The organism is Polynucleobacter cosmopolitanus, from assembly GCF_002224225.1.
In the GTDB taxonomy this organism is placed as follows: Bacteria; Pseudomonadota; Gammaproteobacteria; order Burkholderiales; family Burkholderiaceae; genus Polynucleobacter; species Polynucleobacter cosmopolitanus.
Window position 1 is genome coordinate 424,616 of sequence record NZ_NJGG01000001.1, and the last position, 23,452, is coordinate 448,067.

The window sequence follows — 23,452 nt, forward strand, 5'->3', positions numbered from 1 at the left end:
GAACTTAAATGTCTAGCATCCATGTTGATGTAGTTAGCGCTGAGCAGTCAATTTTCGCTGGTGAAGCAAAGTTCATTGCTTTACCAGGCGAAAGTGGCGAGTTGGGTATTCTTCCGGGACATACCCCTCTCATCACAAGAATTCGACCAGGCGCAGTTCGTATTGAAAAAGCTGATGGCGAAGAAGAGTTTGTGTTCGTGGCCGGCGGCATTCTTGAAGTGCAGCCAAATAAAGTAACTGTGCTTGCCGATACAGCTATTCGCGGTCACGATCTTGACGAAGCAAAAGCCTTAGAAGCCAAAAAGGCTGCTGAAGAAGCCATGCAAAATCGCAGTACGGATATTGATTTTGCACACGCTCAATCAGAGTTTGCAATGGCAGCAGCACAACTTGCAGCAATTGCAAAGTTACGCCAGAAAAAGTAATTGACCTTAATTAACGATCGCTTCCTGCGCGCATGCCTCAGACAGCCAACAGATAGAACACCTCTGTGGCTCATGCGCCAGGCAGGACGTTATTTACCCGAATACAACGCAAGAAGAGCTAAGGCTGGAAGCTTTCTTGCTCTTGCAAAAAATCCTCAACTAGCAACAGAAGTTACTTTGCAACCATTGGATAGATATCCATTGGATGCTGCCATTCTCTTTTCAGATATTCTGACCATTCCAGATGCAATGGGCCTAGGTTTGAGTTTTGAGGCTGGAGAGGGACCAAGATTCAGTCATCCATTAAGAGATGAGCAAGCCGTTAATAATTTAAGACCTGCTGATCTCAATCAATTGAAGTATGTCTTTGACGCCGTATCTGAAATTAGAAAGGCGCTCACTCAAAATGGTCAACAAAGAGTTCCTCTGATTGGTTTTTCAGGAAGTCCATGGACTTTGGCTTGTTACATGATTGAAGGTTCAGGATCATCTGATTTTAAGAATACAAAAGAGATGTTGTACCAAAGACCTGATTTAATGAAAAAGGTTTTGGATACAAACATCCAATCAGTCGCTGATTATTTAAAAGCGCAGGTTGATGCTGGCGCACAAGCTTTGATGATTTTTGATACTTGGGGCGGTTTATTGCCGGATGGTTGGTATCAAAAAACTTCTTTGGCCAGCATGAAAGCCGTGATTGATTTGTTGCCAAGACAAAAAGATGGTCAGCAAATTCCAATTTTAGTATTCACCAAGGGTGGTGGAATTTGGCTAGAAGATATCGCTCATTCTGGAGCCGATGTCATAGGACTGGATTGGACTGCATCAGTTGCAAAGTCACGTAAGCGTTTACTTGCAAATAAAACTCCGTTGGCCCTACAGGGAAACTTTGATCCGTTGGCTTTATTTTCAAGCCCTGAGCAAATTAGCACAGAAGTTAAGAGAATTTTGGATGAATTGGCCGCAGCCCCTGCTTTAGCTGAAGGTCTTCACCCCTTAGATGGGCATGTCTTTAATTTGGGTCACGGAATATCACAATTCACCAATCCGGAGCATGTTATTGCTCTAACGGAGACTGTGGTGGGTCATTCAAAAGCACTTAGAAATAAGTAAAAATAAGCATGTGAGCGGTAACTTATGCACAGGCGTCTTGTGGCATAAAACCTCATGAACAAGCCCTTAGTAATCACCCCAAGAGCCAAATTAAAATCTATAAGTCATTGATTTATATACATAATAAATCATCATATAATATAATTAAAGTATATAAAAAAAGTTGCTCATTTTGAAATACTGGGATAATTAAGCAGTTATCCACAAGGTTTTCCACAGACAAAAGAACCCTTTTTAAAAAACCAATAAGTGCAATGCTCTTCATCACGGACTTAAAGTAAAACATGAGCTTTGAAGATAAAAGCCCAGAAAAAATAATTGTTCAGGTGGCCATCGACAGCCCATTGAATCAATTATTTGACTACGCTTGGCATGAAGATTTTGCTACTGCGCCGCAAAAAGGACAAATAGTTCAGGTAAGTTTTGGAAGACAAGAATGCATCGGAGTGGTGATGCAAGTTTTGGATAAAACCGATTACGACTTAGAAAAAATTAAAAAAGTACAAGCTATTGCACCGCTACAACCGATTTCAAGTGACGTTATGGCGATGGCAGAATTTGCAGCAATTTACTACCAAAGACCCATTGGTGAAGTATTGATTCCATCAATACCAAAAATGTGGAGACAAAAAAACAAATGGGAATTGCTTGGTAAGGAAAAGAGGCTTAGTAAGACAAGCGCAGCAACAAAAAACACGAAGGCCCAACCAGGTAATGAAATTAGCCTGAACGAAGAGCAATTGTTCATAGTAGAAAAACTATGGAATCAAAGTATCAGCAAAAAATTCAGCTGCAACCTGTTGCAAGGCATAACAGGTAGTGGCAAAACTTTGACCTATTTACGTTGGCTAAAAAAAATCTTAGATGATGACGAATCGCAAGTCATGATCATGGTGCCTGAAATCAATTTAACGCCACAGTTAGAATCCTCGGTAGAGCAGGCCTTTCCAGGAAAAAAATTAGTGGTAATGCACAGCGGCATCACAGATAGAACACGTGCGGATAACTGGGAAAAAGCACATTCGGGTAAAGCACAAATCATTCTTGGCACACGCATGGCCGTAGCAACTTCTGCGCCAAATTTAAAAGCCATCGTGGTTGATGAGGAGCATGATCTATCCTATAAGCAACAAGAAGGCGTGCGATATTCAGCAAGAGATCTTGCGGTGTGGCGAGGAAAAAAACTTAACATCCCGGTTGTATTGGCATCAGCAACCCCCAGCTTAGAAACATGGTTTCATGCACAAGAAAAAAGATATGAAATTCTGAGCCTAAAAGAGCGTGCAGCAAAAAATGCAAAGCCACCATTGATTCAAATCTTAGATTTAAAGCAAGAGCAAAAAGCAGGTAAAAAAAATGAGCATGGGATCAGCGAGTACCTGTTGAATGAGTTGCAAAAAAATATCGAACAAGGGCGACAAAGCATCATTTATATCAACCGCAGAGGATACTCTCCGGTGCTTAACTGTCAGGCTTGCGGATGGTTATCAGATTGCGTGAAATGCTCTGCACACATGGTGCTGCACAAAATAACAGAACAAAAAAAGAATTTGTGTTGTCATCACTGCGGAGTAATGAGGCCTGTGCAAAAGGTATGCCCTGATTGCGGAAATACAGATCTGAGCCCATTGGGCAAAGGAACGCAAAAAATCGAGGAGTTCTTGTCAGAAAGATTCCCTAAAGCAAAAATATTGCGCATCGATGCAGATACAACCAGAACTAAAGGCAGCGCAGAAAGTTTATTCAGTGAAATACATGATGGTGATGCTGACATCATCGTCGGAACTCAAATGATCGCAAAGGGTCATGACTATCAATCAGTGTCACTCGTTGGGGTGATTGATGCTGATGCAAGTCTTTTCTCGCAGGACTTCAGAGCTTCTGAGAGATTGTTTGCTCAACTCATGCAAGTAGCCGGTAGAGCCGGCCGGAGTGAAGAGGCTGGCGAATCAAAGGTCATCATTCAAACCAACTATCCCGAAGCATCACCTTATAAGTACTTAAGGCATGCTGATGTTGATGGGTTTTTAGAAGAAATAAAAAACGAAAGACAATTGGTTGGTTTGCCACCATTTTCATATCAAGCATTGGTTCATGGTGAGCACAAAACATTAGTCCAAGCAATTGATATGCTGAAGGATGCTTCACAATTGGCAAAGTCAGACAAAATTTGGCCAGCCAATGCCATGCTAAGTGATGTGATCCCTCGGGCAATGGTTAGAATTGCTGGTAAAGAGCGAGCTCAAATGTTGGTTGAGTCTGAGAGCCGACAAGACCTGCAAAAGAGCATTGAGATTTTGCAGCACTATTTGACAGAGGCGCACACCAAAAGAAAAGGGGTCGGCTGGTATATCGAGCGCGACCCCATCAGCATTTAAAGATAAACTAATTTATGCGTATTCAGAGATTGGTACGCATGTGCAAAATAGATTTCTATCGCCATAAACGTTGTCTGCCCTACCAACAGGTGGCCAATACTTGTTCTTACGTAAGCGACCCACAGGGTATGCTGCCTCTTCTCGTGTGTAAGGTCTATTCCACTCATTGGCCAAAATGACTTCAGCTGTATGAGGTGCATTTTTAAGTGGATTATTTTCCTTATCAAAAGAACCGTTGGTTACTTTGCGAATTTCTTCTGCAATCGCAACCATGGCTTCAATGAAACGGTCCAACTCGAACTTTGATTCACTTTCGGTGGGCTCAATCATCAGAGTGCCGGGAACAGGGAAGCTCATTGTTGGCGCATGAAAGCCAAAGTCCATCAAGCGTTTGGCAACATCCTCGTTGCTGATGCCTGACTCTTTCTGCTGAGGGCGCAAATCCAAAATGCATTCATGAGCCACCAAACCTTTATTACCTTTATACAAAACCGGATAGAAATTTTCTAGTTTTTTGGCAACGTAGTTTGCAGAAACAATCGCTATTTCGGTTGCTTTGGTAAGACCGGCAGCACCCATCATGGCAACGTACATCCATGAAATAGGCAAGATTGATGCAGAGCCAAATGGAGCAGCACTGATTCTCATCCAATCCAGATCATTCCATTTTGAAGCCGTACCAGCTGTATAAGAGCAAGGTAAAAACTTGGCAAGGTGTGAGCGAACAGCAACAGGGCCAACACCTGGACCGCCGCCGCCATGGGGTATGCAAAAAGTTTTATGCAAATTAAGGTGGCTTACATCCCCCCCGAAGTGTCCAGGGGCTGCAGTACCAACCAAGGCATTCATGTTCGCGCCGTCAATATAAACTTGACCGCCATGCTGGTGAATGATTTCACATAACTCTTGAACGCCCGCTTCAAATACACCATGAGTGCTCGGGTAAGTGATCATGATGGCGGCAAGATTTTTGGAGTGCTCTTCAGCTTTGTTTTTCAAGTCAACTAAATCAACGTTACCATTGGTATCGCAGGCAACAACAATCACTTCCATGCCAGCCATTTGAGCAGATGCAGGATTTGTGCCGTGTGCAGATGAAGGTATTAAGCAAATATTGCGATGCCCTTCCCCGCGTGACTCATGATATGCGCGAATCACAAGTAGACCTGCATACTCACCTTGTGAGCCAGCATTTGGTTGCAAAGAAACAGCGTCGTAGCCGGTAGCAGCACACATCATGCGCTCTGTATCTTCAATTAGCTTTGCATATCCAGCCCATTGAGTTTCTGGTGCCAGCGGGTGAATTTGTGAAAAGCTAGGCCATGTCACAGGAAGCATTTCACTGGTGGCATTCAATTTCATGGTGCATGAACCAAGTGGAATCATGGTTCTATCAAGCGCTAAGTCTTTATCCGCCAAACTTCTCAAATAACGAAGCATTTCATGCTCAGAGTGGTAGCGATTAAATGTTGGGTGAGTCAAATACTCGCTGTTGCGAATCAATGAGCTTGGGACTGAGCTTGAAACTGACTGATCAATAGCATCAATATTTAGTTCGCCTTCGCCACCAAAAATCGTCCACAACATCTGAAGTTCTTTTCTGCCCGTTGTTTCATCAATGGATACACCAACATGCTCTGAATCGATAGCTCTCAAATTACACGAATGTTTTTGGGCTGCCTCATGAATTTTCTTAGCATTAGGCGTCTTGATCGTGAGGGTATCAAACCAATGCGGATTGACAACTTCAAGTCCAAGTTGTTTGACGGCCAATGCCAAGATGCTGGCTTGGCGATGAACACGCAAGGCGATTTTTTTCAAGCCTTCTGGCCCGTGATAAACCGCGTACATACTTGCCATCACTGCAAGCAATACTTGAGCCGTACAGATATTGGATGTGGCTTTCTCGCGTCTAATGTGCTGCTCTCTGGTTTGAAGAGCAAGGCGGTATGCAGAGTTTCCTTGTGCATCGATTGTGACGCCCACCAAGCGACCAGGCATGCTTCTCTTAAAGGCATCTTTTGTAGCAAGATATCCAGCTGATGGGCCGCCAAAACCCATCGGTACACCAAAGCGTTGTGCACTACCGATAGCAACGTCAGCGCCCCACTCGCCTGGTGGAGTAAGTAGTGTCAAGGCCAACAAATCAGCCGCAGCAATTAATAAGCCACCTTTGCTATGGACCGCCTCTGCAATGGCAAGATACTTTTCTTTTTCTAAAAGAGCACCACCAACACCTGGGTATTGAAGCAAAACAGCGAAGGCATTAGTTTTTAATGCATCCTCATGAGAGCCAATTTCAAGTTGAATATTTAATGGCTTTGCCCTTGTTTTAATGACGGCCAAGGTTTGTGGCAAAACATCGTTACTCACAAAGAAAGTCATCGACTTTGATTGGCAAGTTCTGAGCGCCAAGGTCATGGCTTCTGCTGCTGCAGTACCTTCATCCAGCATAGAGGCATTGGCAATATCCATGCCTGTCAAATCAATCAACATTTGCTGAAAGTTAATGATTGCCTCTAAACGACCTTGAGAAATTTCTGGTTGATAAGGTGTGTAAGCCGTGTACCAGGCTGGATTTTCAAGAATATTTCTTTGAATAACGCCTGGAGTGATGTTGTTGTAATACCCTTGACCAATGAAGGATTTGAAAACTTTATTTTGATTGGCGATGCTGGCTAGTAATTCAAGGGCTTCACTTTCTCCCTTAGCATTTGTGTAGTCACCCAAAGGTAGAGCAGACTTACTTCTGATGTTGCTTGGAATAACTGCGTTGATCAGTTCATCGCGCTGATTAAATCCTAAGAACTTCAACATCGAGGATTCATCGCTGGCTGATGGGCCAATATGACGGCTTAAAAAAGCGTCATGATTTTCGAGTGTGGTCAGGGAGCTTTTCATTCTTTATGCACCAATGTTTTTTCCATATGCTTCTGCTGAAAGAAGGCCATCAACTTTGCTGATGTCTGTCGGTTTAATTTTGAATAACCATGACCCATAGGCGTCTGAGTTAACTGCTTCAGGTGCAGAAGTTGCTGCATCATTGATGGCAATCACTTCGCCAGATAAAGGGGCATAGATATCACTGGCTGCTTTGACCGACTCAACCACGGCACAAGCATCGCCTGCATTTAAAGATTTGCCAACGTTTGGCAGTTCAAGGAAAACAATATCGCCCAACGCTTCTTGAGCATGGTCAGTAATTCCAACGGTGATTGAACCATCAGATTCTTTACGAACCCATTCATGAGATTCTGTGTAACGTAGGTCTTGAGGGATGTTCATAGTAGTTTCTCCAAAATTAAACCAAGGCTTTGCCATGGCGAACAAAAGGGGGTTTAACAACAACTGCATTTAATTCTTTGTCACGAATAACAACTTTTACTGTCTCGCCAATTTCAGTTGCTAAAGGAAGCTTGGCAAGCGCAATAGATTTTTGAAGTGATGGGCTGAATGTGCCACTGGTTATTTCGCCTTCACCTTTGCTTGATTTAACAATTTGATGGGCGCGCAAAACACCTTTGTCTTGAAGTATCAAACCTAGAAAAATAAATTTCTGAGGTTTTCTCTCTAAGGCAGATTTACCAATGAAATTTCGATCTCCTGAACGATCGATGGTCCAAGAGAGTCCAACATCCAGAGGATTTGTTTGGTCATTCATGTCCTGGCCATATAAGTTCATACCCGCTTCTAAGCGAAGCGTGTCTCGGGCCCCAAGGCCTGCAGGCTGGGCTCCCTGGGCAATCAAAAGATCCCAAATAGCCACTGTATGATTAACAGGAACTAGTAGCTCGGCACCATCTTCACCGGTGTAGCCTGTTCTTGCGATCATGATTTCTCCAAAAGGAGTTTGTTCGCATGAGGCATGAAAGCTTTTCAATTCAGAGGCTGCTTTTGCTAGTGATGGAATGGCTTTTTTAATGAGTTCAAGCGCTTTAGGGCCCTGAACCGCAATCATGCCCTGCGGGTTTTGATTAGCAATCAGATCGGATCTTCTAGGAATAAGCGTCACGTCTTGAAAGCTTGTCGCTTGCTTATTCAACCATTCAAGATCAGTGTGAGCCGTTGCGGCATTGATTACTAAGCGATAGTTGGGATCTAGGCGATAGACAATCAAATCATCAATAACGCCAGCCTCATCATTCAACAAGCAACCATAAAGAGCTTGACCATTGTTTTTTAGTTTGTTGACGTTGTTGGCAACAACTTTCTCTAAGAAAGCCTTCGCATCTTTTCCGATAACATCAACGGCTGCCATGTGAGACACGTCAAACACACCACAATTTGTTCGCGTGGCAAGGTGCTCTTCAATTTGAGAGCCATAGTTAACAGGCATTTCCCAGCCGCCGAAATCAACAAGCTTTGCTCCAGCCAAGTGATGCGCGTCAAAAAGGATTGTGCGTTTTAGATTTGTAGGGACAGCCGACATCCAAACTCCTTAAAGGAATTGATGCCCCCCTGTCCTGTTACCTGAGAGATTGAAGAGTTCAAACCATTTGTACTCTTTTAGCCCCTTCGGTGGGCAACTTAATGCCGCTCTCCAGAGTGTAAATATCGACGGTCCATTTGCCTGAGCGTTCATGGGCATTGCGCCTTCGGCGTTGGTAAAACCAAACTCTCCCATCGATGCAACATTGTACCCAAGCTGCTCAAAACCATCAAAAATACTATACGCACAAATTTGGTGCATAAATGGGTATTTTTATGCACCAGAACATTCATAATTCGAACCTTAACTAAAGTCATCTAGGGGTGATAAATGGAAAACTTTAAGTCAGGGGTTGACGCCCTTTTCATCATGACGGGCGCCATCATGGTGCTAGCAATGCATGCGGGCTTTGCTTTTTTAGAGCTAGGCACTGTTCGTAAAAAGAATCAAGTCAATGCTCTTGTCAAAATTCTGATTGATTTTGCGGTATCAACAATCGCTTATTTCTTTATTGGTTATAGCATTGCTTACGGACTCAACTTCTTTTCTAGCGCAGAGGTTTTAGCTCAAAAAAGCGGTTTTGAGCTGGTCAAATTCTTCTTTTTATTGACGTTTGCTGCAGCGATACCGGCGATTATTTCTGGCGGTATTGCAGAGCGTGCAAAATTCAATCCTCAACTCATTGCTACATTCATTTTGGTGGGTTTTGTTTATCCATTGTTTGAAGGAATGGTCTGGAATCAGCAGTTTGGTTTTCAGGCTTGGCTCAAAGAATTAACTGGCGAAGAGTTCCATGACTTTGCAGGCTCTGTGGTTGTTCACGCTGTGGGTGGCTGGATTGCTTTACCCGCTATTATTTTGTTGGGCGCACGTCATGGCCGCTATACAAAAGATGGCAGGATCTCTGCGCACCCACCCTCAAGCATTCCATTTTTGGCTCTTGGCGCATGGGTGTTAGCGGTAGGTTGGTTTGGCTTCAACGTCATGAGTGCCCAAACGGTTGAGAAGCTTAGTGGCTTAGTGGCCATGAACTCATTGATGGCAATGGTTGGCGGAACATTGGTTGCTTGGGCTGTTGGTAAAAATGACCCGGGCTTCAGTTATAACGGCCCTCTAGCAGGTCTTGTTGCAGTGTGTGCCGGCTCAGATTTAATGCATCCAATGGGTGCCTTGGTTGTGGGTGGAATGGCGGGTGGTTTATTTGTGGTGATGTTCACCATGGTTCAAAATCGCTGGAAAATCGATGATGTTTTGGGCGTTTGGCCACTACATGGATTGTGCGGTGCGCTCGGTGGTATTGCAGCGGGCGTCTTTGGACAAAAGGCCTTAGGTGGATTGGGTGGCGTGAGCTTTACCGCTCAAATAATTGGTACCGTTGCAGGAGTTGCATTTGCTGCAATTTCAGGCTTGATTGTCTATGGAATACTAAAAGCAGTTTTAGGCTTACGCATGTCTCAAGAAGATGAATTTGATGGGGCTGATTTGTCGATCCATAAAATCACTTCAAGCCCTGACCGCGAATCTAGTTGGTAACTTTTAGTTTATTGAGATAATCGGAACTATGACTTTAAAAGTACTCATAGTTCCGGTAACACCCTTTGAGCAAAATTGCTCGATCTTGATTTGTGAAAAATCCAATCAGGCTGCCATCGTTGATCCAGGTGGAGATCTTCCAAAAATACTGGATGCTCTAAAACAAGCCGGCGCAATCCCCGAAAAAATCTTGTTAACCCATGGACATATTGATCACTGTGCTGGGGCTGCTTCATTAGCGCAAGACTTGGGTATTCAGATTGAGGGCCCTCATGAAGATGAGCGCTTTTGGATTGATCAACTTCCTGAGCAAAGTAAGCGTTTTGGCTTTCCAATGGCCCAGGCATTTGAACCAAATAAATGGCTGAAAGACGACGATATTGTTACCGTTGGTCAGGTTGAATTATTGGTCAAGCACTGCCCAGGGCATACCCCAGGGCATATTATTTTTTACGGCAAGGATGACCACTTGGCCATTGTCGGAGATGTCTTGTTTGCAGGCTCTATTGGGCGCACAGATTTTCCTAGAGGAAATCACGCCGATCTAATAAAGTCTATTAGAGAAAAGCTTTTCCCTTTGGGCGATGACATCACTTTTATACCCGGTCACGGACCAGTATCCACCTTTGGTGAAGAGAGAAGAAGCAATCCTTATGTGAGTGATATGGCCAATTAAGCCTTGGCAGAACCAGTGCGATGGGTTCTGTTATACAAGCAACTTGCACAGATCCAACGTTGCTTGCGATTGCTTGTAGGAATCCATGTGCCACCCTCTAGAGGCTTTTCTCTACTGCAGGAAGAGCAAAACTTCATAACTCTTGTATTGCTTTCCAGTGTGCTTGGCGGGGTTGACATATAAACTTCTCTTAAAGATTCAAGTTGCTATTTTAACGGCTTTTTGAAAAACGCCCTTGAAAGGGCGTTTTTGTGGGACTTTTAACTTAAAACAACTTTGATTGAGTCTGCTGTTTTATTCCCGTCAAAATCAAGCCAACATTTCTTTTCTGTATCGTAAAGTTTGCACTGTTTGGCAGTATCAAAATACCAAGCCCAAGAAAACTTTTGAATGATGATTCTTTCAGGAAGCATAGTTTCGAGTTTAGTTTGAGCTTCTTTGAGCTTGTAAAGAGGCACACTCATGTCAACGTGGTGAGCAGTGTGCTCCATGATGTGATGCATCCAAGCACCCCATTTAAATGGGAAAACCAAATGCACAGTTGTAGAAACAAAAGGCTGAGCTCTTAACCACTCTGATTTATCTGAGTACCAAGAAACGCTTGGGTGTGTGTGATGAACATACACAACAAATCCAATCATTGCATTCCAGAAAATGAATGGAATTAAAAAGCCCATGATCACTGTGAGCAAGATGGATTGATTGGTTTGAATCGCTGCAATCACCAAAGCGCTAACCCAAATAACTGCGAATGCAGAAACTAACACGTTGTCCCAAAAGAAAGCCGGACGAGTTGCTGGCATGGCCTTCTTGTTCGGGAAGAACATCTTTTTCCACCAAATTTCTAACATGTAATACAGGGCAGGACCCCAGCCGCTTCTGTAGTGACGCTCCAATGCTTTTTCAGCAGGAGTTAGCTTGTTATATTCTTCAAGAGACAAAGGCGCCCAAACAAAATCAAAACCTTTTAAATTTGTTTGTCCATGGTGAACCACGTTATGACCAACTTCCCAAAGACTGTATGGCGTAAGTGATGGTAAGAATGCAAGACGCCCCAACACTTTATTAAGTCCGCGGTGCGGCGTAAAACTCTGATGGCATGCATCGTGACCCAAAATAAAAATACGACCAATCATGAAACCAGAAAAAACAGCCAAAAGAAGTTTTACTAAAACTGACTCAAAATAAACGGTGCCGACTATGCCCGCAGTCAAAATCACTGTGTCAATGATTTGCAAGACAATGGCACGCATGACGGAGCGCTCAGTCAATGGCGTGAGCCAAGAACGAATCACTTTTCTGTGAGGAATGGGTTGACCGACAGGAATTGGTTGATCAAGAGTGGCTTCAACAGTATTTGCGGACATGGCGACCTTTTAAGGGCAAAATTCAAGAATGCCTTATTTTAGATGTTTTTCTTGATTTGAGCTTGATCTAGGTCTAATTGTGGGATTTGGGGGTCTGGTGCGACCGACAGGAATCGAACCTGTATCGAGAGCTTCGGAAACTCTAATTCTATCCATTGAACTACGGTCGCGTCTCTAAGATTGTAAGGCTGAAGGGAATTATCCTCGCTATAATGCTTGCGAGCTAGATAAAAAGGAAAAGTGCAATGAGTGAAGAACACGGAAATTTGATTAAATCACCCAAGCAGTTAATTGTGATGGTTTTTGCGAGCTTTTTTGTGCCGCTGATTATCATCGCTTTTTTAATGACCTATGTGGGTAGTGGAAAAAAGCCATCAACGAATCCTGATGCGGCTGCCGAATCTGCTAATCAGCTGATTAAACCAGTCGCACTTTTAGACTTTAAGGACGCTTCGGGCCCAAGAGTATTCAAGACTGGTGAAGAAATTTATAAACAAGCCTGTGCTTCTTGTCATGCAACAGGTGCTGCTGGCGCTCCTAAATATGGTGACGCTGGTGGCTGGGGCGCCCGCCTTGGCCGTGGCTACGATGGTCTTTTGAGTGCCGTTGTTAAAGGTAAAGGCGCTATGCCTGCAAGAGCTGGAACTAGTCCAGCTGATATTTCTGACTATGAATTAGGTAGAGCCGTGGTTTATTTGACGGCTTCAGCAGGCGGCAAACTCGCAGAGCCTAAACCTCCAGCTCCAGAAGCGCCAAAGCAAGATGAGCCGAAGAAATAATAAATGCAGCTTTGATAAAAAAGCCCCCTGTGCGGGGCTTTTTTTATGCTTCTTTTTTCTCAATTAACTCACGATACGCATCTTTTTTACTGATCCCCGTGATCTGAGAGATGATTTCAGAAAGCTCTTTGTGCCCTATTCTGCCGTCGATTGCAGAAATCCATTGAAGCGTGTCCTCGTCAAAACTGGTTGGTGAGTCTCTCCGTGCCGCGCCTTCTATGCCAAGAACGTACTCGCCCTGCCAGCTTTTAATTGTTTTCATCCAGTCTGGCAAATCTCGAACTGCAATAACTTTAATCTCTTCAAAAATCTTACTCAGCTCTTTTGCTATAAGCACTTTTCGATCTCCATCTAAGTGAGCGACGATAGAACTGAGTGTCGACTCTATGCGGTGTGGAGCTTCATAAAAGAAAGAACTGATGTTTGATGTTGCCGCTACTTTGAGTAGCTCGTCCCGTTGATTAGCTTTAGCGGGTAAAAAACCTAAAAACTGAAAGCCACCATTGCCATGTTTTAAAAAATCCCCTGCTCCGGAAACTGCGGCTGTGATTGCACTAGGGCCTGGCAGAGGGCAAACTTGGTAGCCCCCCTTTTTAATTTCTTCGCAAAGAATTGCGCCTGGATCTGATATGCCTGGCGTTCCCGCGTCTGAAATGTATGCCCAGCGTTCACCATTGCGGAGCTTTTCTAAAAGATAAGCGCTTGCAGAAATTTCATTGTGCTCATGCAGGGCATAAAGTGGCTTAGAAATGCCATATGCATTCAGTAACATGGCACTGTGCCGCTTATCTTCACAAGCAATACCATCGACCTGGCTCAATATGTGCAGCGCTCTTACCGTGATGTCCGCTAAGTTTCCAATGGGTGTTGGGACAAGGTAAAGCGTTCCAGCAGGAAAACTTTGCCCGCGCGCGAATTTAAAAATATCCATACTTGCTTTCTATTTGAGTAAATCTGACTCAATTAAATGATGATGCATCAAAGATTCTGGCAAGGCAATTTTGATCAGTTAAAAGGTAATATATGTTTGTAGAAATAAGTCTTGAGGGCATAATCTAGCTATGAGCGATGAGATTAAAAAAAATTTAGAGCAACGCGTCAAAAAACATTTTTCTGACAGCATTGAAACAAAGCAAAAAGCAGCAGAAACAATGTCTGAAGATATTGTTCGCGCGATCAATTTGATGCATCAGGCGCTGGCTTCCGAAAAGAAAATATTGGCTTGCGGTAATGGCGGTTCAGCAGCAGACGCACAACACTTTGCCGCAGAACTCGTCGGCAGATTTGAACGCGAACGACGTGAGTTGCCTGCAATTGCCTTGAGCACAGACTCTTCAATATTGACCGCCATTGCAAATGACTATAGCTATGAAGTTATTTTCAGCAAACAAGTGAGAGCGCTCGGCCATGCTGGCGATGTTCTTTTGGGCATTTCAACTTCAGGAAATTCTGCGAACGTGATTGCGGCGATTGAAGCGGCTCATCTGAAGGGAATGTCTGTGATTGCGTTCACTGGTAAAGATGGCGGCAAGATAAAAAATATTTTAAAAAATTCTGATGTTCATTTATGCGTTCCTGCTGATCGCACTGCGCGCATTCAAGAAACACATTTGTTGTTGTTGCATTGCTTGTGTGATGGCGTTGATCATTTAATGTTCGATTAAATTTTAGAGGTTAACTATGAGTAAACAACTTAAACGCCAAACTTTGAAATTGATCGCGCTTGGAGCGGGTGCAACAGCCCTGTCTGGCTGCTTTCCTTTGGTTGCTGGCGGGATGGCTGGTGGCGCACTCGTGATTGCCGACAGAAGAAATCCTGGAACGCAAGCAATTGATCGAGGCATTCAGCTAGAAGCAGAAAGTTTTTTAACTAGAAAATATGGTGACAACATTCACGTCAATGTGAGCGTGTTCAATCGACGTGTTTTGTTGACGGGCGAAACAAGAACCGATTCAATCAAAATCAGCGTCGAGACAGATGTTAAGAACATGAAAAATGTCACGACAGTTTTCAATGAAATGATGGCTGCCCCAATCAGCGGTTTAAGTGCCAGAGCAAATGACAGTTATTTGACAACGCGCATCAAGGGCGCCTTTGTTGCTACTGAAGGCGTGCCTTCAAATTCAATGAAGGTGATTACCGAGGCGAGCAAGGTATATTTGATGGGCATTGTGACCGATACAGAGGCTAATCGCGCCGTCGAAATAGCTCGAAGTGTTCCAGGCGTAAAACAAGTGACCAAAGTGTTTGATTTGATCTCTGAGGCCGACAAAAAGAGATTGGATGGCGCCAAATAGCCAAAGGTGCCCTGCTAAACGATAAAAAGCCCACTTTTGTGGGCTTTTTTCATTGGGGTGATCATGCTTTTTGATTGACCGATTGTTTATTTGGGGCCTCTTAGAAAAATTGATTCATCACTCCGAGAAAAAGCAAAAAACATTTTGATTGTTTGAAAGAGGTCGCTTCAATTAGAGCTGTTGGACAAAATCGAGCGATGCATTGCAAGCCATTGTTTATAAACACTAAAAAAAGGAATAACAAAAATCAATAAATTTTTTTTACAGTATTTATTAAATATTTCTGCCAAAGGTGTTGACATGCCAAAAAGGGTATGGCATAGTCTCGTTTCTCTGCTGAATGCGATTCGAAATCAACGAAAAACAGTCAGCCTTCTTTAAAAAGTAGTCAACCGATAAATGTGGGTACTGGGAAAAGACATCCAGTCCTTCGGGACAGATATAAAGCAGTACTCACAAAACAGTAAATTTGGTTCCGGTCGAAAGATTGGAGTCGATTCTGAATGAGTGAGCGACGATGCAGTAATGCATCACAGGAATTAAACTGAAGAGTTTGATCCTGGCTCAGATTGAACGCTGGCGGCATGCCTTACACATGCAAGTCGAACGGCAGCACGGGTGCTTGCACCTGGTGGCGAGTGGCGAACGGGTGAGTAATATATCGGAACGTACCTTATTGTGGGGGATAACGCAGCGAAAGCTGTGCTAATACCGCATAATCCCTTAGGGGGAAAGCGGGGGACCGTAAGGCCTCGCGCAATTAGAGCGGCCGATACCTGATTAGCTAGTTGGTGAGGTAAAGGCTCACCAAGGCAACGATCAGTAGCTGGTCTGAGAGGACGATCAGCCACACTGGGACTGAGACACGGCCCAGACTCCTACGGGAGGCAGCAGTGGGGAATTTTGGACAATGGGGGCAACCCTGATCCAGCAATGCCGCGTGAGTGAAGAAGGCCTTCGGGTTGTAAAGCTCTTTTGTCAGGGAAGAAACAGCAGCTCTAACACAGTCTGCGAATGACGGTACCTGAAGAATAAGCACCGGCTAACTACGTGCCAGCAGCCGCGGTAATACGTAGGGTGCAAGCGTTAATCGGAATTACTGGGCGTAAAGCGTGCGCAGGCGGTTATGTAAGACAGGCGTGAAATCCCCGGGCTTAACCTGGGAATTGCGCTTGTGACTGCATAGCTAGAGTATGTCAGAGGGGGGTAGAATTCCACGTGTAGCAGTGAAATGCGTAGAGATGTGGAGGAATACCAATGGCGAAGGCAGCCCCCTGGGATAATACTGACGCTCATGCACGAAAGCGTGGGGAGCAAACAGGATTAGATACCCTGGTAGTCCACGCCCTAAACGATGCTGACTAGTTGTTCGGGAATTTATTCCTGAGTAACGTAGCTAACGCGTGAAGTCAGCCGCCTGGGGAGTACGGTCGCAAGATTAAAACTCAAAGGAATTGACGGGGACCCGCACAAGCGGTGGATGATGTGGATTAATTCGATGCAACGCGAAAAACCTTACCTACCCTTGACATGCCACTAACGAAGTAGAGATACATTAGGTGCCCGTAAGGGAAAGTGGACACAGGTGCTGCATGGCTGTCGTCAGCTCGTGTCGTGAGATGTTGGGTTAAGTCCCGCAACGAGCGCAACCCTTGTCTTTAGTTGCTACGCAAGAGCACTCTAAAGAGACTGCCGGTGACAAACCGGAGGAAGGTGGGGATGACGTCAAGTCCTCATGGCCCTTATGGGTAGGGCTTCACACGTCATACAATGGTGCATACAGAGGGTTGCCAACCCGCGAGGGGGAGCTAATCTCAGAAAATGCATCGTAGTCCGGATCGTAGTCTGCAACTCGACTACGTGAAGCTGGAATCGCTAGTAATCGCGGATCAGAATGTCGCGGTGAATACGTTCCCGGGTCTTGTACACACCGCCCGTCACACCATGGGAGTGGGTTTTGCCAGAAGCCGTTAGCCTAACCGCAAGGAGGGCGACGACCACGGCAGGGTTCATGACTGGGGTGAAGTCGTAACAAGGTAGCCGTATCGGAAGGTGCGGCTGGATCACCTCCTTTCTAGAGAAAAGATGTTAATTCTTTAGTGCCCACACTTATCGGTTGATAAAGAGAGAAATGCCGCGGGTCTGTAGCTCAGGTGGTTAGAGCACCGTCTTGATAAGGCGGGGGTCGAAGGTTCAAGTCCTTCCAGACCCACCACAGATCAGCAGCAAGCCTGGCAATAAGTATTAGCTGGGGGATTAGCTCAGCTGGGAGAGCACCTGCTTTGCAAGCAGGGGGTCGTCGGTTCGATCCCGTCATCCTCCACCATTTACTTCTGACGGCAAAGATAAGCGCATTCAAGTGCTTTTATCTTTGCCTTTAATCGGCTGTTCTTTAAAAATTTGAGTAAGCAATGCGTATATTGAATTTATTGAGAGTTCAATATACATGGGTAGTTGATTGAATCAACAACAAATAGTTCTTCAAGTAATTAGATTTACTTGGATTACGGCACAAACATATCGCAACAAGTAGTTAGTAATATAGAGAAGAACTTATAACTTGTACCAATGGTGCTCGTTATAGGATCAAGCGAATAAGTGCATGTGGTGGATGCCTTGGCGATTACAGGCGACGAAAGACGTTATAGACTGCGATAAGCTACGGGGAGTTGTCAAATAAGCTTTGATCCGTAGATTTCTGAATGGGGAAACCCACCTCTTTTGAGGTATCCGTAACTGAATACATAGGTTACGAGAAGCGAACCTGGTGAACTGAAACATCTAAGTAGCCAGAGGAAAAGACATCAACCGAGATTCCCAAAGTAGTGGCGAGCGAAATGGGAAGAGCCTTCTAGTATTAATTAGTCTGTTATCAGAACGGAATGGAAAGTCCGGCAATAAAGGGTGATAGCCCCGTATGGGAAAACCGATTAATCGAACTAAGCTAGAGACAAGTAGGGCGGGACACGTGAAATCCTGTCTGAATATGGGGGGACCATCCTCCAAGGCTAAATACTCGTAATCGACCGATAGTGAACAAGTACCGTGAGGGAAAGGCGAAAAGAACCCCGGGAGGGGAGTGAAATAGATCCTGAAACTGCATGCATACAAACAGTAGGAGCCTCGTAAGGGGTGACTGCGTACCTTTTGTATAATGGGTCAGCGACTTACATTCAGTAGCAAGCTTAACCGTATAGGGGAGGCGTAGCGAAAGCGAGTCCGAATAGGGCGCTAGTTGCTGGGTGTAGACCCGAAACCAGTTGATCTATCCATGGCCAGGTTGAAGGTGCGGTAACACGTACTGGAGGACCGAACCCACTAACGTTGAAAAGTTAGGGGATGAGCTGTGGATAGGGGTGAAAGGCTAAACAAAACTGGAAATAGCTGGTTCTCTCCGAAAACTATTTAGGTAGTGCCTCGTGTATCACCTTCGGGGGTAGAGCACTGTCATGGTAGTGGGGTCCATTGCGGATTACTGCGCCATAGCAAACTCCGAATACCGAAGAGTGCGAGCACGGGAGACAGACGACGGGTGCTAACGTCCGCCGTCAAGAGGGAAACAACCCAGACCACCAGCTAAGGTCCCTAAAACGGGCTAAGTGGGAAACGAAGTGGGAAGGCTAAAACAGTCAGGAGGTTGGCTTAGAAGCAGCCATCCTTTAAAGAAAGCGTAATAGCTCACTGATCGAGTCGTCCTGCGCGGAAGATGTAACGGGGCTAAGCCAGTTACCGAAGCTGTGGATCACGTAAGTGATGGTAGGAGAGCGTTCTGTAAGCCTGTGAAGGTGTGGTGTGAACCATGCTGGAGGTATCAGAAGTGCGAATGCTGACATGAGTAGCGATAAAGGGGGTGAAAAGCCCCCTCGCCGTAAGCCCAAGGTTTCCTGTTCAACGTTCATCGGAACAGGGTGAGTCGGCCCCTAAGGCGAGGCAGAGATGCGTAGCTGATGGGAAACAGGTTAATATTCCTGTACCATTGTTAAATGCGATGGGGGGACGGATTGCGGAAGGTTGTCCGGGTGTTGGATGTCCCGGTCCTTGCATTGGAGAAGGCTAGTAGGCAAATCCGCTAGCGTAATTCAAGGGTGTGAGGCGAGCGAATTTATTCGCGAAGCAATCGGAAGTGGTTCCAAGAAAAGCCTCTAAGCTTCAGTTTAACAAGACCGTACCGCAAACCGACACAGGTGGGCGAGATGAGTATTCTAAGGCGCTTGAGAGAACTCAGGAGAAGGAACTCGGCAAATTGGTACCGTAACTTCGGGATAAGGTACGCCCAAGTAGCTTGACTATGAACAATAGGAGGGCAAAAGGGTTGCAATAAAATGGTGGCTGCGACTGTTTAATAAAAACACAGCACTCTGCAAACACGAAAGTGGACGTATAGGGTGTGACGCCTGCCCGGTGCTGGAAGATTAAATGATGGGGTGCAAGCTCTTGATTGAAGTCCCAGTAAACGGCGGCCGTAACTATAACGGTCCTAAGGTAGCGAAATTCCTTGTCGGGTAAGTTCCGACCTGCACGAATGGCGTAACGATGGCCACACTGTCTCCTCCTGAGACTCAGCGAAGTTGAAATGTTTGTGATGATGCAATCTACCCGCGGCTAGACGGAAAGACCCCATGAACCTTTACTGTAGCTTTGCATTGGACTTTGAACCGATCTGTGTAGGATAGGTGGGAGGCGTTGATATCAGGATGCTAGTTCTGATGGAGCCGTCCTTGAAATACCACCCTGGTTTGTTTGAGGTTCTAACCTTGTCCCATTATCTGGGTCGGGGACAGTGCATGGTAGGCAGTTTGACTGGGGCGGTCTCCTCCCAAAGTGTAACGGAGGAGTACGAAGGTACGCTTGGTACGGTCGGACATCGTGCCTAAAGTGCAATGGCAAAAGCGTGCTTAACTGCGAGACCGACAAGTCGAGCAGGTGCGAAAGCAGGTCATAGTGATCCGGTGGTTCTGTATGGAAGGGCCATCGCTCAACGGATAAAAGGTACTCTGGGGATAACAGGCTGATACCGCCCAAGAGTTCATATCGACGGCGGTGTTTGGCACCTCGATGTCGGCTCATCTCATCCTGGGGCTGTAGCCGGTCCCAAGGGTATGGCTGTTCGCCATTTAAAGAGGTACGTGAGCTGGGTTTAAAACGTCGTGAGACAGTTTGGTCCCTATCTGCCGTGGGCGTTGGAAATTTGACGGGGGCTGCTCCTAGTACGAGAGGACCGGAGTGGACGTACCGCTGGTGTACCTGTTGTTTCGCCAGAAGCATCGCAGGGTAGCTATGTACGGAAGAGATAACCGCTGAAAGCATCTAAGCGGGAAACTTGCCTGAAGATGAGATTTCCCGGAGGTTTAACCTCCATAAAGGGTCGTTGAAGACCACGACGTTGATAGGTCAGGTGTGGAAGCGCAGTAATGCGTTAAGCTAACTGATACTAATTGCCCGTTAGGCTTGATCCTATAACAAGCACATTTGTGCGAATATGTAGTGCCGTTTTTGATCGGTCACTCCCAATTGCTTACTCGAATTTGGTTGTTTGTTGAAAAACAAGCAACCTACCCTCTATGCCTGGCGACAATAGCGAGTTGGAACCACCCCTTCCCATCCCGAACAGGACCGTGAAACGACTCTACGCCGATGATAGTGCGGATTACCCGTGTGAAAGTAGGTAATTGCCAGGCACCTTTAAGAAACGCCCAGATCGACAAGATCTGGGCGTTTTGCTTTCTGTTTTGCTGCTCAGTTTTAAGTGCAGATATTTGACAAAAGTAGTTGATTTAAGTAATAATATGCGGTTCACGGGGAGGTGCCCGAGTGGCTAAAGGGGGCAGACTGTAAATCTGTTGGCTTACGCCTACGTTGGTTCGAATCCATCCCTCCCCACCAGTAGTTATATGGTGTAGCAGTGCAGTAAGAGTTTGTAGTTGTGGGTAAGTGAAGTGCCTGGCGGGTGTCGTATAACGGCTATTACCCTAGCCTTCCAAGCTAGAGACGAGGGTTCGACTCCCTCTACCCGCTCCAGTAGGTGTGGCATTAGTTTGCTCATGTGGCTCAGTGGTAGAGCACTCCCTTGGTAAGGGAGAGGTCGGCAGTTCGATCCTGCCCATGAGCACCAGAGTTTTGTATTCATTTTATTNNNGAGGCTGAAAAATGGCAAAAGAGAAATTTGAGCGGACAAAACCGCACGTAAACGTAGGCACGATTGGTCACGTTGACCACGGTAAAACAACATTGACTGCAGCGATCGCTACAGTGTTGTCATCAAAGTTTGGTGGCGAAGCAAAAGCTTATGACCAGATTGATGCTGCACCAGAAGAGAAGGCACGCGGTATTACGATTAACACAGCACACGTTGAGTACGAGACAGCAAACCGTCACTACGCACACGTTGACTGTCCAGGTCACGCTGACTACGTTAAGAACATGATCACTGGTGCTGCTCAGATGGACGGCGCTATTTTGGTGGTGTCTGCTGCAGACGGTCCTATGCCACAAACACGTGAGCACATTTTGTTGGCACGCCAGGTTGGTGTTCCATACATCATCGTGTTCATGAACAAGTGCGACATGGTTGATGATGCAGAATTGTTAGAGCTAGTAGAAATGGAAGTTCGTGAACTGTTGTCTAAGTACGACTTCCCAGGCGATGACACACCAATCGTTAAAGGTTCAGCAAAGTTGGCGCTTGAGGGCGACAAGGGTGAGTTGGGTGAAGAGGCCATCATGAAGTTGGCTGAAGCATTGGACACATACATTCCAACACCAGAGCGTGCGATTGATGGCGCGTTCTTGATGCCAGTTGAAGACGTGTTCTCTATTTCTGGTCGCGGTACAGTTGTGACTGGTCGTATTGAGCGCGGTATTGTTAAGGTTGGTGAAGAGATCGAGATCATCGGTATCAAGCCAACATTGAAGACAACATGTACAGGCGTTGAGATGTTCCGTAAGTTGTTAGACCAAGGTCAAGCTGGTGACAACGTGGGTATCTTGTTGCGCGGTACAAAGCGTGAAGAAGTTGAGCGTGGTCAAGTATTGGCTAAGCCAGGTTCTATTACGCCACACACACACTTCACAGCTGAAGTGTATGTATTGAGCAAAGACGAAGGTGGTCGTCACACACCATTCTTCAACAACTATCGTCCACAGTTTTACTTCCGTACAACGGACGTAACAGGTTCTATCGAATTGCCGAAAGACAAAGAGATGGTGATGCCTGGTGATAACGTGACAATTACAGTGAAGTTGATCGCTCCGATCGCGATGGAAGAAGGTCTCCGTTTTGCGATCCGTGAAGGTGGCCGTACTGTAGGCGCCGGTGTTGTTGCTAAAGTTTTAGAATAATTNNNGAACGTAAGGGGCGTAGCTCAATTGGCAGAGTGTCGGTCTCCAAAACCGAAGGTTGGGGGTTCGATGCCCTCCGCCCCTGCCACAGCAAACTGAAAATTATGGCGCAAACATCTGTAGAACAAGAAAATAAAACCAGCTGGATGACAATCCTGGCTGGTCTTATTGTTATTCTTTCTTTGGTCGCATATTACATGCTTGCCGGTCAAACCATTTGGGTTCGCTTAGCAGCGTTACTTGGTGGTTTTGCGGTGGCAATTGTGATTGCGGCAATCTCTTCAGATGGTAAGCGATTTATCGCTTATGCAAAAGAATCAGTGGCTGAGGCTAAAAAAGTTGTGTGGCCAAGTCGTAAAGAAACAACGCAAATGACATTGATTGTTTTTGCATTTGTTGTTGTTATGGCTTTGTTCTTGTGGGCAGCTGACAAACTCATTGAGTGGTTAGTTTTCTCTGTATTCCTCGGTTGGAAGTGAGTAAAAGATGTCTGAACAAGCAATCATCAATCCACAATCCACAGGCAATATGCGTTGGTATGTGATTCACGCTTACTCCGGCATGGAGAAGAGTGTGCAAAAAGGTTTGACAGAGCGCATTGCGCGATCTGGCATGGCGGATAAGTTTGGAAAAATTTTGGTGCCGTCAGAGGAAGTTGTTGAAATCAAGAGTGGCCAAAAGGCTGTTTCTGAGCGTCGCTTTTTCCCTGGCTATGTACTCATCGAAATGGAAATGACTGATGAGACTTGGCACTTGGTGAAAAACACACCAAAGGTCACTGGTTTCGTTGGCGGCGTTAGAAATAAACCATCACCGATTTCTCCTGCAGAAGTTCAAAAAATCATGGACCAAATGCAGGCTGGTGTTGATAAGCCAAAACCAAAAACATTGTTTGAGGTGGGTGAAATGGTTCGCGTTAAAGAAGGCCCATTCACAGACTTCAATGGCAACGTTGAAGAAGTTAACTATGAGAAGTCTCGCTTGAGAGTTTCAGTAACGATCTTCGGTCGTGGCACACCTGTAGAGCTAGAGTTCGGTCAGGTAGAAAAGATGTAAAGATTTACAGACCTGTGCAAACAGGTTTGTATGAGGAGCTGAGTTAGGGTTGCCGCTCTA

At 45.4% G+C, this 23,452-nt stretch carries 17 protein-coding genes, 7 tRNA genes, 3 rRNA genes and 1 riboswitch; of the genes, 20 read left to right on the forward strand and 7 right to left on the reverse strand.

From position 1 onward, the window contains the following. Positions 1–8: 8 nt before the first annotated feature. The 3 genes from AOC33_RS02190 (at position 9) to priA (ending at position 3,916) form a co-directional block, all read left to right on the forward strand. On the forward strand, positions 9–425 hold the full coding sequence (locus tag AOC33_RS02190) for a F0F1 ATP synthase subunit epsilon (protein ID WP_089514965.1): 417 nt from the start codon (positions 9–11) through the stop codon (positions 423–425). Next, positions 426–1,538, forward strand: coding sequence for a uroporphyrinogen decarboxylase (hemE, locus tag AOC33_RS02195; protein WP_089514966.1), 1,113 nt, complete (start codon positions 426–428; stop codon positions 1,536–1,538). A 284-nt stretch (positions 1,539–1,822) separates the two neighbouring features. Then, entirely contained in the window at positions 1,823–3,916 is a 2,094-nt protein-coding gene (priA, locus tag AOC33_RS02200) for a replication restart helicase PriA (protein ID WP_089514967.1), read from the forward strand. 12 nt (positions 3,917–3,928) lie between these two features. Here the strand turns inward: priA and gcvP are convergent, their stop codons facing one another. From gcvP to gcvT, 3 genes are read right to left on the reverse strand one after another with little or no spacing between them, the layout of a single operon-like run. After that, complete coding sequence (gcvP, locus tag AOC33_RS02205) at positions 3,929–6,817, reverse strand: aminomethyl-transferring glycine dehydrogenase (RefSeq protein ID WP_089514968.1); 2,889 nt, start codon at positions 6,815–6,817, stop codon at positions 3,929–3,931. A gap of 3 nt (positions 6,818–6,820) precedes the next feature. Next, positions 6,821–7,201, reverse strand: coding sequence for a glycine cleavage system protein GcvH (gene gcvH / locus AOC33_RS02210; protein WP_089514969.1), 381 nt, complete (start codon positions 7,199–7,201; stop codon positions 6,821–6,823). 16 nt (positions 7,202–7,217) lie between these two features. Then, positions 7,218–8,345: a glycine cleavage system aminomethyltransferase GcvT gene (gene gcvT / locus AOC33_RS02215; protein ID WP_089514970.1), complete on the reverse strand. Its 1,128-nt coding sequence runs from the start codon at positions 8,343–8,345 to the stop codon at positions 7,218–7,220. Between the two features lie 119 nt (positions 8,346–8,464). Continuing rightward, positions 8,465–8,549, reverse strand: a riboswitch (glycine riboswitch). A gap of 126 nt (positions 8,550–8,675) precedes the next feature. Between gcvT and AOC33_RS02220 the strand changes: the two genes are divergently transcribed. Together AOC33_RS02220 and AOC33_RS02225 are read left to right on the forward strand one after the other, a co-directional pair. Beyond that, positions 8,676–9,878 (forward strand): ammonium transporter, encoded by a 1,203-nt coding sequence (locus tag AOC33_RS02220; RefSeq protein ID WP_089514971.1) that lies wholly within the window; start codon positions 8,676–8,678, stop codon positions 9,876–9,878. Between the two features lie 28 nt (positions 9,879–9,906). Continuing rightward, entirely contained in the window at positions 9,907–10,554 is a 648-nt protein-coding gene (locus AOC33_RS02225) for an MBL fold metallo-hydrolase (protein ID WP_089514972.1), read from the forward strand. On the opposite strand, the gene AOC33_RS09065 is transcribed toward AOC33_RS02225, so the two are convergent. The 3 genes from AOC33_RS09065 to AOC33_RS02235 form a co-directional block, all read right to left on the reverse strand. Beyond that, positions 10,551–10,733 carry a hypothetical protein gene (locus AOC33_RS09065; protein ID WP_143744005.1) on the reverse strand — a complete coding sequence of 61 codons (183 nt, stop codon included), beginning with the start codon at positions 10,731–10,733 and terminating at the stop codon, positions 10,551–10,553. The genes AOC33_RS02225 and AOC33_RS09065 overlap by 4 nt on opposite strands. 81 nt (positions 10,734–10,814) lie before the next feature. Beyond that, entirely contained in the window at positions 10,815–11,921 is a 1,107-nt protein-coding gene (locus tag AOC33_RS02230; RefSeq protein ID WP_089514973.1) for a fatty acid desaturase, read from the reverse strand. 95 nt (positions 11,922–12,016) lie between these two features. Beyond that, positions 12,017–12,091: transfer RNA gene (locus tag AOC33_RS02235), tRNA-Arg, on the reverse strand. 75 nt (positions 12,092–12,166) lie between these two features. Here AOC33_RS02235 and AOC33_RS02240 point away from each other — a divergent pair. Beyond that, a complete protein-coding gene (locus tag AOC33_RS02240) occupies positions 12,167–12,700 on the forward strand; it encodes a c-type cytochrome (RefSeq protein ID WP_089514974.1) in 534 nt (177 codons plus the stop codon). Positions 12,701–12,743: 43 nt separating this feature from the next. Here the strand turns inward: AOC33_RS02240 and rsmI are convergent, their stop codons facing one another. Next, entirely contained in the window at positions 12,744–13,631 is an 888-nt protein-coding gene (gene rsmI, locus AOC33_RS02245) for a 16S rRNA (cytidine(1402)-2'-O)-methyltransferase (RefSeq protein ID WP_089514975.1), read from the reverse strand. A 130-nt stretch (positions 13,632–13,761) separates the two neighbouring features. Here rsmI and AOC33_RS02250 point away from each other — a divergent pair, with 130 nt between their 5' ends. The 14 genes from AOC33_RS02250 (at position 13,762) to nusG (ending at position 23,392) form a co-directional block, all read left to right on the forward strand. Continuing rightward, entirely contained in the window at positions 13,762–14,364 is a 603-nt protein-coding gene (locus AOC33_RS02250; protein ID WP_089514976.1) for a phosphoheptose isomerase, read from the forward strand. Positions 14,365–14,380: 16 nt separating this feature from the next. Continuing rightward, the gene (locus tag AOC33_RS02255; RefSeq protein ID WP_089514977.1) at positions 14,381–14,998 is read left to right on the forward strand and encodes a BON domain-containing protein; all 618 of its coding nucleotides are present in this window, start codon (positions 14,381–14,383) and stop codon (positions 14,996–14,998) included. Between the two features lie 541 nt (positions 14,999–15,539). Continuing rightward, a 16S ribosomal RNA gene (locus AOC33_RS02260) occupies positions 15,540–17,072 on the forward strand. A gap of 64 nt (positions 17,073–17,136) precedes the next feature. Then, positions 17,137–17,213, forward strand: a tRNA-Ile gene (locus AOC33_RS02265). A 35-nt stretch (positions 17,214–17,248) separates the two neighbouring features. Next, positions 17,249–17,324, forward strand: a tRNA-Ala gene (locus tag AOC33_RS02270). Positions 17,325–17,582: 258 nt separating this feature from the next. Continuing rightward, positions 17,583–20,454: ribosomal RNA gene (locus AOC33_RS02275) — 23S ribosomal RNA — on the forward strand. 108 nt (positions 20,455–20,562) lie between these two features. Next, positions 20,563–20,676 (forward strand): 5S ribosomal RNA (gene rrf / locus AOC33_RS02280). Together the 16S, 23S and 5S rRNA genes with 5 tRNA genes alongside form the textbook arrangement of a ribosomal RNA operon. A 119-nt stretch (positions 20,677–20,795) precedes the next feature. After that, a tRNA-Tyr gene (locus AOC33_RS02285) sits at positions 20,796–20,881 on the forward strand. Positions 20,882–20,941: 60 nt separating this feature from the next. After that, positions 20,942–21,016: transfer RNA gene (locus tag AOC33_RS02290), tRNA-Gly, on the forward strand. Positions 21,017–21,035: 19 nt separating this feature from the next. After that, a tRNA-Thr gene (locus AOC33_RS02295) sits at positions 21,036–21,110 on the forward strand. A gap of 35 nt (positions 21,111–21,145) precedes the next feature. Then, positions 21,146–22,336: an elongation factor Tu gene (gene tuf / locus AOC33_RS02300; protein WP_089514978.1), complete on the forward strand. Its 1,191-nt coding sequence runs from the start codon at positions 21,146–21,148 to the stop codon at positions 22,334–22,336. Positions 22,337–22,348: 12 nt separating this feature from the next. Beyond that, positions 22,349–22,424, forward strand: a tRNA-Trp gene (locus AOC33_RS02305). A 16-nt stretch (positions 22,425–22,440) separates the two neighbouring features. Further along, positions 22,441–22,815 (forward strand): preprotein translocase subunit SecE, encoded by a 375-nt coding sequence (gene secE, locus AOC33_RS02310; RefSeq protein WP_180738081.1) that lies wholly within the window; start codon positions 22,441–22,443, stop codon positions 22,813–22,815. 7 nt (positions 22,816–22,822) lie between these two features. After that, on the forward strand, positions 22,823–23,392 hold the full coding sequence (gene nusG, locus AOC33_RS02315; protein ID WP_089514980.1) for a transcription termination/antitermination protein NusG: 570 nt from the start codon (positions 22,823–22,825) through the stop codon (positions 23,390–23,392). The last annotated feature ends 60 nt before the right edge of the window (positions 23,393–23,452 follow it).

What these genes read in the sequence shown, in the direction of transcription:
- AOC33_RS09065 (WP_143744005.1), bottom strand. Translation starts at nt 10,733, where the DNA reads ATGTCAACCCCGCCAAGCACACTGGAAAGCAATACAAGAGTTATGAAG.
- gcvP (WP_089514968.1), bottom strand. Translation starts at nt 6,817, where the DNA reads ATGAAAAGCTCCCTGACCACACTCGAAAATCATGACGCTTTTTTAAGC.
- gcvT (WP_089514970.1), bottom strand. Translation starts at nt 8,345, where the DNA reads ATGTCGGCTGTCCCTACAAATCTAAAACGCACAATCCTTTTTGACGCG.
- rsmI (WP_089514975.1), bottom strand. Translation starts at nt 13,631, where the DNA reads ATGGATATTTTTAAATTCGCGCGCGGGCAAAGTTTTCCTGCTGGAACG.
- AOC33_RS02225 (WP_089514972.1), top strand. Translation starts at nt 9,907, where the DNA reads ATGACTTTAAAAGTACTCATAGTTCCGGTAACACCCTTTGAGCAAAAT.
- AOC33_RS02255 (WP_089514977.1), top strand. Translation starts at nt 14,381, where the DNA reads ATGAGTAAACAACTTAAACGCCAAACTTTGAAATTGATCGCGCTTGGA.
- gcvH (WP_089514969.1), bottom strand. Translation starts at nt 7,201, where the DNA reads ATGAACATCCCTCAAGACCTACGTTACACAGAATCTCATGAATGGGTT.
- tuf (WP_089514978.1), top strand. Translation starts at nt 21,146, where the DNA reads ATGGCAAAAGAGAAATTTGAGCGGACAAAACCGCACGTAAACGTAGGC.
- priA (WP_089514967.1), top strand. Translation starts at nt 1,823, where the DNA reads ATGAGCTTTGAAGATAAAAGCCCAGAAAAAATAATTGTTCAGGTGGCC.
- AOC33_RS02230 (WP_089514973.1), bottom strand. Translation starts at nt 11,921, where the DNA reads ATGTCCGCAAATACTGTTGAAGCCACTCTTGATCAACCAATTCCTGTC.
- AOC33_RS02250 (WP_089514976.1), top strand. Translation starts at nt 13,762, where the DNA reads ATGAGCGATGAGATTAAAAAAAATTTAGAGCAACGCGTCAAAAAACAT.
- AOC33_RS02220 (WP_089514971.1), top strand. Translation starts at nt 8,676, where the DNA reads ATGGAAAACTTTAAGTCAGGGGTTGACGCCCTTTTCATCATGACGGGC.
- AOC33_RS02190 (WP_089514965.1), top strand. Translation starts at nt 9, where the DNA reads ATGTCTAGCATCCATGTTGATGTAGTTAGCGCTGAGCAGTCAATTTTC.
- secE (WP_180738081.1), top strand. Translation starts at nt 22,441, where the DNA reads ATGGCGCAAACATCTGTAGAACAAGAAAATAAAACCAGCTGGATGACA.
- AOC33_RS02240 (WP_089514974.1), top strand. Translation starts at nt 12,167, where the DNA reads ATGAGTGAAGAACACGGAAATTTGATTAAATCACCCAAGCAGTTAATT.
- nusG (WP_089514980.1), top strand. Translation starts at nt 22,823, where the DNA reads ATGTCTGAACAAGCAATCATCAATCCACAATCCACAGGCAATATGCGT.